The following is an 11,492-nucleotide window of genomic DNA, read 5'->3' on the forward strand; positions in this document are numbered from 1 at the left end:
AAGGTAGATTATGCAGCGAAAGCACCACATTATAACGACTTTGCCAGAAAAAGCTTGGAGAAATCACCTTTGAAACCTTTGCCGTGGCTCAGCACAGCAGCTTTGATCTTTTGCCTGTTATTACAGTGCCCATCTGCTGTGGCCGAGCATCCTAGTCGCAAGGTGATTTCAGTTGATGTTTTAGGCCCCTATTCCAGTTCACAAGAGCAGGAACTGCTGTTTGGATTGCGCCAGGCAATGGAGCAAAAATATGACCTCGGGCTAAAGCAGAACCTGTTGTTCTGGCAAAAACAACATAACTGGGCCAGTTATATCAATAATTCTGAAGCTGACTATATTATAACGGTCGGTCAGGAAGCGCTGGAACTGGTATTGCAGGAGCGCCCAAGCCGTCCTGTCATCGCGTTGATGAATACCGCGGATAGTATCGAACTCCTACGCCAGAACCCGCATGACAATCTTTATGCCATTACTCATGAACAACCGCTGTTGCGCTATTTTGCCCTGATTAAAAGCCTCAATATCTATCAGGCGCAGACCGCAACATTTTTTCGCCAGAACGATAGCCACATGAAGTCACGTTATCAGCAAATGGCGCGCTTTTTTAATCTGCCCTATAAATCTTTGATGGTTGAACCAAAGCTGAAAACTCTGGATGCCATCAATCAACTGAAAAGCTGTTGCCGTATCATGCTACATGATACTGATAGAATTTACCCACCAGGACGCTCCCGAAAATCATTGCTTTATAACAGTTACCGTCATCGGGTGGTCGTGATCGGTAATTCGCCGAGTATGCTACAGGAAGGCGCGATGCTGGCATTATTCAGCAAGCCCTATACAATAGGCGAACAAACTGCTGACTTAATCTATCAGATTGAAAATGGGCAAGTTAAAGAGCGGTATCAATACCCGAATACGTTTGTATTGGATGCTAACCGCCGAATTGCTGGGTTGCTTGGTTTTTCTGAATTGACTTTAGGTGAGTTAATTGGTCAGATCGAGATGTTAGAAAATGTATATTACGAAATGGAACAGTAGATGAAAGAATGGGGAATCAGTAAACGGATTATGACCTTGGCGCTAACGCCAACCATTTTGGTTGCCTTATTATTGGGAACCCTCTTCATCAGTAATCACATCAACGATAGTAAATACTCTTTAACCGCCCGCGGAAAAACCATTGCCACTCATCTTGCTCTTGCCAGCGAATACGGGCTGATCACTTTAGATGAAAAGAATCTTGCCGAAATGGCCCAGGCTGCGCGCGACAATGACAAAGACTTAATTGCGGTCGCTATTTTCGACCAGAACAACCGAGTTTTAGCCTCGGTTGGATCAGCCGAAACGCTCAGTGAGATGAGCATTGATAACCCATACTCCCTTGCCAGATCCGGTTCATCCAATAATTTAATGCGTTTTGCCCGAACGGCTGAGAGTGAGCAAGGAAAACTATTCTATGCTCCGATCATTTCAAAGTTCCCCGAAACCTACGAGTCCTGGCAGAACTACAGCCAGGCCAATGCTCAGCTATTAGGCTATGTTGCGGTCATGATGACCGACGAGTTTTCTGCCATCAGCCGCTACAACACCATTTTAACCACTTTATTTATTACCCTGATTGGCTTGCTTATTGGCGGCTTTTTGGCCCGCAGAATGTCCATGAGCGTGACAACTCCGATCGAAAAGATGGTTGAGGGGATTAACCGAATTAAAGACGGCCGACTTGATACGCGAATTGAGTCAGAGGCCAGCGCAGAACTGTTGACACTACAGGAAGGGATTAACCTGATGGCTGAAAACATGGAACATAATCAGGACGAAATGCAGCTGGCAGTTGATCAGGCAACCGAAGACTTACAGGAAACGCTGGAAACTCTTGAGGTAAATAATCTTGAGCTGGATATCGCACGTCGTCAGGCGCTTGAGGCAAGCCGAGTTAAAACCGAGTTTCTGGCCAATATGAGTCACGAAATTCGTACTCCAATGAATGGTGTGATCGGCTTTACAGAGCTATTATTAAAAACCGAACTCAATAACAAACAGAAAGACTTCCTGTTTGATATTAAACGCTCTGCCACCAGTCTGTTATCAATTATTGACGATATCCTTGATTACTCGAAAATTGAAGCGGGTAAAATGTCCTTCGAGCGTTATCCGTTTGATTTACGCGAATGTGTAGATGATATCTTCCGAATGCTGGGACCCAACGCCAATAAAAAAGGTATCGAACTGGTTTCACTGATCTATTCAGATGTTCCGAAAGCCTTGTTAGGCGATCCAATTCGAATCAAACAGATTATTACCAACCTTGTTAACAATGCCATTAAGTTTACCAAGTCTGGCAGCGTTGAGCTCTATGCCGAGGTTGAGTCCGAAAATAAGAAAGGGCTTAAGCTTAAAATTCAGGTCAAAGATTCAGGCATTGGCCTGACACAAGATCAACAGCGCAACCTGTTTAAAGCCTTCAGTCAGGCCGACAGCTCAACCAAACGCGAATTTGGTGGCACAGGTCTGGGCCTGGTGATTTCCAAGTCACTGGTGGAAAAAATGGGTGGCAACATTGGTGTAAGCAGCACCCAGGGCGAAGGCTCAACCTTCTGGTTTACCTTGCAGTGCGAACGTACCGATGCCCTGCCAGAAGATGGCCTGACGGGCGAGTTCCTTGCCAATAAGTCAGTTCTGGTGTTCGATCCCCATCCTTCCACTCGCCTGTCCATCACTCAGATTCTGGAAGAATGGAGTATGCTGGTTCGCTCGTTTGACAAGATTGATGACCTAATGACAGAAATCGATCTTTATAGTCAAAGCGGCAAAAGTATTGAATTAATTATCATTGGCGGCCAACGATTCCGACGTCGACAGCAGCAACTGGAATACATCTGCAATAAAGCGCAAACTCAGCTTTATTGCCCAGTTATTACATTCACTACAGCAGGCAATGCAGACTTCCTTGAGCACCTTCATTCAATCGGTGTCAGTCGTGCCATGACCAAGCCAGTCACTCACCGCGCACTCTATAACTCCCTGATCGAGCTCTTAAAAACACCTTCAGTGCACTCTGGCAAGGAGCCTGCTGAAGTACCTGTCGGTGATGCCAGTTTACTAAAAGATATCTACGTGCTGGCAGTTGATGATAATCCTGCTAACCTACGCCTGGTGACGACCCTGTTACAGGACTTAAACATCAAGGTTGATGCTGCCGAAAGTGGTATGCAGGCAGTTTCGCTGAGTAAGAATAAAGTTTACGACGCCATATTGATGGATATTCAGATGCCGGAAATGGATGGTCTTGAAGCCACTCGAACCATACGTGCTAATCGTACCAACCTGAGCACCCCAATCATCGCCCTAACCGCTCATGCCATGGCTAATGAGCGAGAACAATTATTAGAAGCAGGCATGGATGACTATATGACTAAACCTGTTTCTGAGCAGGCTCTGGTCAATCTACTATTGAAATGGACACAGGCGGCTTCGGACATCAATCCAACCCCAACTGAAGAACCTCAGGCTGAGGACAATAGTCAGGAGCAATCGCTGGACTGGAGCCTAAGTCTTAAACTTGCAAATAATAATGAGCAACTGGCGATAGATATGCTGAAAATGCTGGTTGATTCAAACTTTGAAACAGGCCGCAATATTCATGCCGCCTATCAGTCCCAGGACTTCGACCAGCTGTTGCAGCATGTTCATAAACTGCACGGCGCCAGCTGCTACGTCGGCACACCGAAGCTTAAACACCTCAGTAATGTTTATGAAACACGCCTGAAAAAACAACAGTACAACAAACTTGAAGAATTACACGAACAACTTCTGGCTGAACTTGAAGTGATTAACAAAGAGGCAGAGCGATTCTTAAAACCCGAAAAGCCAGAAACGGTAGATAATTCCTGAGGTAATTAAAAAGGGGCTGAATCAGCCCCTTTTTTAAAAATTGTTAATGTGCAATCTAAGCAATGGTTTTAACAGCTATTGCTGATGATTCACTTGCAGGAACCTCATCAACAATGACACCATTCAAATAACCATTTTCAGAATCAACACTCTTTATTTCAGTGTTCAAAATCAGGCGCTCAGGACTTAAACCTACCGGAATTTCGACTGCAACTTTATGGTAGTTAGGCGTATATCCAAAGTAGCGCTGCTTGCCGTCTTCGGTAAACTGGTTCGAGCTTTCCCAAAGCACAGGAACGGTCAGACCAACCTGACGCTTAAGCTCCTCGACTTTAAGTCTGGCGGCTAATTCATGGAGACGATGACTACGCTCCTTTTTAACCTCCTTACTGATTTTATCCGGTAAACGAGCGGCCTTGGTGCCCTCGCGATCAGAATAAGTGAAAATATGAATATGCCCGAAACCGACGGCTTCAATATATTGCATGGTTTGCTCGAACTCTTCATCAGTTTCACCGGGAAAGCCAACAATGACATCAGTGGTCACATTAAAACCAGGCACCTGAGTTCTTGCCTGCTGAACCAGCTCACTAAAGGAAGAGGTTTTACAGCGACGCGACATACGTCTTAACACAGTATCAGCACCACTTTGAATGGGTAAGTGCATGTGTGGCATCAAGCGGGGATTGGCAAACAACTCGAAGAAATTCTCACCCAGATCCCACGGCTCAACCGAAGCGAAACGTATACGAGGCATATCCGTCTCGCGCAATATAGTTTCGACTAACTCATACAGACTTGAATCAATATCAGAACCATAACCGCCCACATGCACACCAGCCAGAACAATTTCCTGAACACCTTCGGCGTGTAGCTGGTTAATTTCATCAATCAGGTCCTGAATCGTGCGGCTTTTCTCTTCGCCACGCGCCACCGTGACAATGCAGTAGGTACAACGATAACGGCAGCCATCTTGAATTTTGATAAAGGCCCGCTCGCGGTTACGGGCAAATAAAGCACTTTCGCCCGGTTCAGTGGCAAATTCCGGCATGGCTGGAATATCAAGAAGCTGCCTGGCCTGTTCAACTAAAACCTCTTTATCTTCATTAGCCACCACCAGATCAACGCCCATGATCTGAGCAACCTCTTCTGGCTCCAACGAGGCATAACAGCCGGTAACCACCTTGCGCGCCTGAGGATTTGCCCTGTGAAAACGACGGACTGTCTGACGAGATTTACGAGCAGCCTCAGCAGTTACCGCGCAGGTATTCAGTACGATCAAGTCTGCAGCATCAGCTTCAGAAGTTAGGGACAGGCCCAGACGTTGGAACGAATTTGCCCAGTTCTGAAGCTCCGCCTCATTCAATCGACACCCTAGTGCACTTAAATGTACCTGCATAACCACCTGACTCTCAAAACTCAGCAAAGGCAAAGGATCTCACTTTGCCCCATAAAATTGGGCGCTAATTGTACAGTTTCTAGCCGTTATTGGCACTACCTTTTAACGTTGAATTTTTCCAAGTATCAAAAAAGGCACCCTAGGGTGCCTTGAAGAATCTGTAATAAACGCTTACTTTTCAACCGTATGCAGATGCACATCGCGCTGAGGATACGGGATACTGATATTATTAGCATCCAGAGCCTTTTTGATAGCTTCTAGGTTTTCGAAATAAACGCCCCAGTAATCGCCACTGTCCGCCCAGACCCTAAGCACGAAATTCACCGAGCTGTCTGCCAGCGCTGAAACTGCAATAAATGGCTCTGGATCTTTATGAACACGCTCATCTTTATTGATGACACCCAAAATAACATCGCGGGCCTTATCAATATCATCGTCATAGCCTATGCCAATGGTGAAGTCGACACGGCGTTTCGGCTGTGTGCTGTAGTTAATCATTGAGCCAGTAGAGATAGGGGAGTTAGGAATAATAATGGTTTTATTGTCCGGAGTAGTCAGAATGGTGTTAAAGATTTGAATCTCTTTAACAGTGCCCGAATGGCCCTGCATTTCAACAAAGTCACCCACTCGATAAGGACGTAAAATCAGAAGAATAACGCCACCGGCGAAGTTCTGCAAAGTACCCGACAGAGCCAAACCAATAGCCAAACCAGCTGCACCCAACATGGCGACGAAGGTGGTCATCTGAATACCGAGCATACCAATTACAGTGATGGCCAGTGCCGCCTTGAGCAAAATGCTAATCATACTGACCAGGAAGCGTTGCAGGGTTATATCAAAGTTCTTTTTTTCAAAACCTTTTCGAACACCATTAACGATCATACGGATGATGATCAAGCCAACAATCAGGACCACTAAAGCGGAAACAACTTTTGGCGTGTATTCCAAAACTATCTGCCAGCCCTTCTCAGCGAAACTGGTTATCTGAGCAGTATCAACGGGTAATTTCATAGCTATCCTCTTGATTTTAGTATTGTAAATTTCTGCTTGCCATTCTAGCCAACTGAATAGAAAGTTGCTAATTTCAAGCTCAAAATTTACAAAAATGTCACGATATCGGTCATATTATCGAGCAAATACTGGCAAGATGCTAAATCTCGTGCAACACTCTAGTTATTAAAGAGACCAAACAGGAAACGGGCATGATCAATAAATCATTCATTAGATTAAGCCTCATCAGCGTTGTGATGGGAACATTTTTAAGCGGCTGTAGTACCGCCCAACCAGCAGAAATCGACAGCAAACTATCCGCCTGGCAGGGTGCTGAAATTGAAACCTTGATTCAAACCTGGGGACTGCCAACGGGCGAGCAGCAAGTCAATGATTTAACTTATGCCGAATGGAATACTCGAGACATCAAAAATAAGCCTTCCATGAGTGTCGGAGTCGGTGGCTTTGGTGGGAATTTCTTTGGCAGCATAGGCACAACATTATTCGGTGGCCGGGAAGAGGTGCACTGCCGAGTACAGGTTGGCTATAATCAGCAAGGCCGCGTGGTCACCACTAACTGGACTGGCGATCCGGAAGCCTGTGACGTAGCGATTCCTGAGCGCCAGCCTTAAGCGTTATGAATATCTGACTCTAAGCCAGTCGCTCAAAATACTGAATCAGTAATTGCAGCTCTGGAACATTAAAGTAATCATTAATATCCGGTTTATAAACAGCCCGTATTCTGTTTGCTGGCTGTGACAGCCAATCCTCAACATCAATTCTGAAGGCTATGGCCTGCACCGCATTTTCTTGCTCTGGGCTTCTCAAGGTGAGTTTCAAATGGTTCTCACCAACAATTCGATGGTTCAAAACCTCAAACTCACCATCAAAAGCCGGTTCTGGAAAACCTTGCCCGAATGGCCCAGCCTGGGCTAACTGAACGGCTGTTTCAATGGAGAGCTCTTCTTCTGCAAGTTCGCCATCGGTTTCAATCACATCCTCAATGGCTTTACCATTCAGCAAGTCAGTAACCGCTTGCTCAAACGCTTGCTGAAAGGCTTTAAGGTTATCCAGCGACAGCGACAGGCCAGCTGCCATGGCATGACCGCCAAATTTATCTATTAATTTGGGATGGCGACTGTCAATCAGAGCCAAGGCATCACGAATATGAACCTCCTTTACCGAACGAGCAGAACCTTTAACGTTGCTATCATCGGCATTGGCAAACACAATACAGGGTTTATTAACCTTGTCCTTAATACGCGAGGCCAGTAAACCAACCACACCCTGATGCCAATGGGGCTCATACAAACATACAGAATGAGCAAACTCACCGGCATGCCAGTCCATCTCTTCCAATTTAGACAGGGCTTCATCCTGCATTTCCTGCTCAACCTGCTGACGATCACTGTTAAGGCTGTGCAGAATTTCAGCCAGCTCATTCGCTCTGTTCTTCTCTTCTGCCAGTAAACACTCAATACCAATCGACATATCGTCCAATCGCCCTGCGGCATTTAATCGTGGTCCGACTGCAAACCCCAGATCTGTCGCTGTGACTTTTGCCAGCTGGCGTTTGGCTAATTGCAATAAAGCACTTATCCCGGGACGACAGCGCCCCGCTCGAATCAGGCGTAAACCGTTATGCACTAATAGTCGATTATTGGCATCCAGTGGAACCACATCAGCAACCGTGCCCAGTGCCACAATGTCGAGATAGTGCGCCAGATTAGGCTCTGCTATCTGCTGCTTTTCAAACCAGCCGAGCTCACGAAGTCTCGCACGCAAAGCCAGCAAAACATAAAACACCACACCTACTCCTGCCAGGTTCTTGCTGGGGAAGGTATCACCGGGCTGGTTAGGATTGACGATGGCATCAGCTTCGGGAAGCTCATCCCCCGCCAGATGATGGTCGGTGACCAGCACTTTAATGCCTGCCTCTTGCGCTGCTTTGACTCCAGCGATACTGGAAATACCATTATCCACAGTAACGATTAAATCAGGTCGGAATTGCTTTGCCACATCCACCAGCTCTGGAGACAGACCGTAGCCAAACTCAAAGCGATTTGGCACCAGAAAATCAACATGACTTGCACCAAAGTCTGTTAGCACCAGCTTGCTCAAGGCACTGCTGGTGGCACCATCAGCGTCAAAGTCACCCACAATCAATATGCGTTGTTGCTGATACACTGCCTCCACCAACAAATCGACCGCGATATCAATACCCGTTAATTGATTATAGGGAAGTAGATGATGCAGGCTATAGTCCAGCTCAGACGCATCCTCAATCCCCCGGTGAGAATACACTCGATTAAGCACCGAACTTGTGGTCAAAGGCTTGATACTATCTTTAGGTTGCCGCTGTCGAATACGTTTTTGCATAAAGTTATCGGTTTCTGTCGAATGGAGACTTTGATCCTGCCTTCAAGGAGTTGCTATTATAGGGACACACTTCAGAAGATTAAAACCATCTATGGACTTTTCGCAGGACAAAACCAGCGGACGTTACACCATTCGTTCCTATCGCTCAGGTTCCATTATCATCAATGATGCGACATATCAGGACCCAATAGTTCTTGGCCTGGAACATTTGCAAGAGAACAAACTACCTTCTGATCTCGATGAGCTGGATAAAAGGTTACTGAGTGAGCTTGAGATTGGCAGCTATGAAGTGGTCATCTTAGGAACAGGGCAAAGACAGCAATTTCCGTCCTGGGATATACTGGAAGTAGCTCAGATAATGGGAACTCCGCTGGAGGTAATGGCTACCGATGCTGCCTGTCGCACCTATACCATTTTAGCCAGCGATGGCAGAAATGTATTAGCCTTGCTTTATCCTTAGCACTCTTTATTAATCTATAGTCCTAATTTTAAAAGAGCCTGCTTTAGCATTACCACAGCAGGGTTTGAGGGGGACTCAAGATCAGTTTTTTTTTGCTCTGCCTTTTGTTCTTTCTTCAACTGATCTAGACGCTGACGCATGATCTCTGCTGGCAAGTAACCACCAATAAGGTCACCATTTTCCAGAACTATCCCCGGAGTACCGCGAATGCCAAATTTTCTGACCAGACTCATTTGCTCTGCAAATGGTGTTTTACAATTGCCTTCACGATATTTTCGTTCGAGCTTTGCTTCCGTCATAGCTGTCTGCTGATCTTTTGCACACCAGATCCCTTCTAACTTCTTAGCCGAAGAAGAGTTCAGACCTGCTCTGGGAAATGCAAGATAGCGTATGGTAATACCACGGCTTAAATAATCATTACGCTCACGATGCATCTTCTGGCAATAGCCACAATCAATATCTGTGAATACGTTAATAACATACTTTTCGTTGGGAGCTTTAAAAATGACCAGGTCTTCATCTTTCACCTTAGCCATTTCACGCTTACGCATTGGCGATTTCATCTGATCGAGCTGAGTAATTCGCTCCTGTGAGACATTACGGATTTGTTCTGTTGAGATATCCAGCATCTTGCCATCAATTAAATATTTACCATCATCAGAGATATAGTAGAGATCACCTTGTAATACAAATGAATACAGGGAGTTGATTTCAGAAGGAGCCACATGTTCAATTGACGCTCCCGGGAATCTAGCCTCTAGCATGGCTCGAATTTCATCTTCGTTAAGCGCTTTACTGGCTGCCGATGCAAGCGGGACACTCAAGCTTAGCATTAATAGAATAAACAGCTTTTTCATCTGATAAGAACTCCAGGACGTTCGATTGAATTGGATGAGAGACGTTGCCTCAAGACTGAGGGCGCATCATAAACAGTCTTATTCTAGCGATCAGCTGGTCAAGGTTTAAGCCGATTTACAAACCTTTACACCCTATAAACATTGGACTCTTAGCTACCCTCGAGGGTGGTGCTGACTATGTAATTGCTTAAGACGCTCTTTTGCCACATAGGTATAAATTTGTGTGGTCGACAAATCACTATGGCCCAACAACATTTGCAACGTCCTTAAGTCTGCACCATGATTCAGAAGGTGTGTAGCAAACGCATGCCGCAGAGTATGCGGAGACAGATGCTTTCTGATACCAGCGGTTTTGGCATAGAACTTAATTCGATGCCAGAAGGTCTGGCGGGTCATCTTTTGCCCGCGAGTGCTTAAAAATAGCCAATCGCAGACCTTTTCATTGGCTAACTCGGCTCTACCGTGTCGAATATAGGCTGCAATTGCCTGCAACGCTTCTTCGCCAATTGGCACAATTCTTTCCTTGTTACCCTTACCAATCACTCTCATCACGCCCTGTTGAAATCCGATCTGGTTGATTTCAACTGAAATCAGCTCAGTAATGCGTAAACCGCTGCTGTACAGCAATTCCAGCATTGCCTTATCGCGCAAGCCTAATGCGGTATCCAGATCCGGCTGACTCAGAAGATTATCCACTTCATTTTCACTTAATGACTTAGGCACGGGAGGTTGAATCTTTGGACTCTCTATCTGTTGAGTAGGGTCGACTTTGACTTGATTGGACTGCAAAAGATAACGGTAAAATTTTCGGGCCGAAGACAAAAAGCGAGCTGTTGAACGACTGCTGTACTGCTGAGTGTATCGTTCAGCTAAATACTGCTGAATATCCGGAGCGCTGGCATTAACTATATTTTTACCCTGCTTATCGAGCCACCGGCTAAATAATTTTAGATCGCTGCGATAACTCGACAAGGTTGCATCAGAAAGTCCCTGCTCCATCCAGATCTGATCACAAAACTGTTCGATGACCGATTCACTCATAGCTTCTGTACCACAACTCAAAGTGCTCTAACTGTACCAGAATACAATCTTACAGGCATAAAAAAAGCAGTCACGAAGACTGCTTTTCTTTTGAAAAAATGGATATTACTTTTTAACAGCCAATTTTTCTTTAATACGTGCAGACTTACCTGAACGTTCACGCAAGTAGTAGATTTTCGCTTTACGAACATCACCACGACGCTTAACTTCAATGCTATCAATCAATGGGCTATAAGTTTGGAATGTACGCTCAACGCCTACACCAGAAGAAATCTTACGCACAGTGAATGCAGAATTAAGACCACGGTTACGCTTTGCGATTACAACGCCTTCAAAAGCCTGTAGACGCTCACGGTTACCTTCTTTAACTTTAACTTGAACAACAACTGTGTCACCCGCGCCAAAAGTCGGGATTTCTTTAGTCATTTGCTCAGCTTCTAATTGCTGGATGATGTTACTCATGGCTGTA

Annotated in this window: 10 protein-coding genes; 4 read left to right on the forward strand and 6 right to left on the reverse strand. The window is 45.5% G+C overall.

The features are described 5' to 3' along the window. Positions 1-54 precede the first annotated feature (54 nt). Complete coding sequence (locus HUJ19_RS00790; protein WP_290621673.1) at positions 55-1,041, forward strand: hypothetical protein; 987 nt, start codon at positions 55-57, stop codon at positions 1,039-1,041. Next, on the forward strand, positions 1,042-3,897 hold the full coding sequence (gene barA, locus HUJ19_RS00795) for a two-component sensor histidine kinase BarA (protein WP_290621674.1): 2,856 nt from the start codon (positions 1,042-1,044) through the stop codon (positions 3,895-3,897). A gap of 55 nt (positions 3,898-3,952) precedes the next feature. Here barA and mtaB read toward each other — a convergent pair whose 3' ends face one another. Both mtaB and HUJ19_RS00805 read right to left on the reverse strand, forming a co-directional pair. Continuing rightward, positions 3,953-5,296: a tRNA (N(6)-L-threonylcarbamoyladenosine(37)-C(2))-methylthiotransferase MtaB gene (gene mtaB, locus HUJ19_RS00800; protein ID WP_290621675.1), complete on the reverse strand. Its 1,344-nt coding sequence runs from the start codon at positions 5,294-5,296 to the stop codon at positions 3,953-3,955. Positions 5,297-5,467: 171 nt separating this feature from the next. Then, positions 5,468-6,307, reverse strand: a complete 840-nt coding sequence (locus tag HUJ19_RS00805; RefSeq protein WP_290621676.1) for a mechanosensitive ion channel domain-containing protein — start codon at positions 6,305-6,307, stop codon at positions 5,468-5,470. Positions 6,308-6,498: 191 nt separating this feature from the next. Here HUJ19_RS00805 and HUJ19_RS00810 point away from each other — a divergent pair, with 191 nt between their 5' ends. Beyond that, complete coding sequence (locus HUJ19_RS00810; RefSeq protein ID WP_290621677.1) at positions 6,499-6,918, forward strand: hypothetical protein; 420 nt, start codon at positions 6,499-6,501, stop codon at positions 6,916-6,918. A 19-nt stretch (positions 6,919-6,937) separates the two neighbouring features. Here HUJ19_RS00810 and recJ read toward each other — a convergent pair whose 3' ends face one another. Then, the gene (recJ, locus tag HUJ19_RS00815) at positions 6,938-8,665 is read right to left on the reverse strand and encodes a single-stranded-DNA-specific exonuclease RecJ (RefSeq protein WP_290621678.1); all 1,728 of its coding nucleotides are present in this window, start codon (positions 8,663-8,665) and stop codon (positions 6,938-6,940) included. 91 nt (positions 8,666-8,756) lie between these two features. Here recJ and HUJ19_RS00820 point away from each other — a divergent pair, with 91 nt between their 5' ends. Then, complete coding sequence (locus HUJ19_RS00820; RefSeq protein WP_290621679.1) at positions 8,757-9,125, forward strand: MTH938/NDUFAF3 family protein; 369 nt, start codon at positions 8,757-8,759, stop codon at positions 9,123-9,125. Positions 9,126-9,139: 14 nt separating this feature from the next. Here the strand turns inward: HUJ19_RS00820 and HUJ19_RS00825 are convergent, their stop codons facing one another. From HUJ19_RS00825 to rplS, 3 genes are all read right to left on the reverse strand, one after another. Next, positions 9,140-9,982 carry a thioredoxin fold domain-containing protein gene (locus tag HUJ19_RS00825; RefSeq protein ID WP_290621680.1) on the reverse strand — a complete coding sequence of 281 codons (843 nt, stop codon included), beginning with the start codon at positions 9,980-9,982 and terminating at the stop codon, positions 9,140-9,142. A 153-nt stretch (positions 9,983-10,135) separates the two neighbouring features. After that, a complete protein-coding gene (gene xerD / locus HUJ19_RS00830) occupies positions 10,136-11,023 on the reverse strand; it encodes a site-specific tyrosine recombinase XerD (RefSeq protein WP_290621681.1) in 888 nt (295 codons plus the stop codon). 105 nt (positions 11,024-11,128) lie between these two features. Continuing rightward, positions 11,129-11,485, reverse strand: a complete 357-nt coding sequence (gene rplS, locus HUJ19_RS00835; protein WP_290621683.1) for a 50S ribosomal protein L19 — start codon at positions 11,483-11,485, stop codon at positions 11,129-11,131. Positions 11,486-11,492 lie beyond the last annotated feature (7 nt).

The organism is Kangiella sp., from assembly GCF_014762745.1.
Taxonomy (GTDB): Bacteria; Pseudomonadota; Gammaproteobacteria; order Enterobacterales; family Kangiellaceae; genus Kangiella.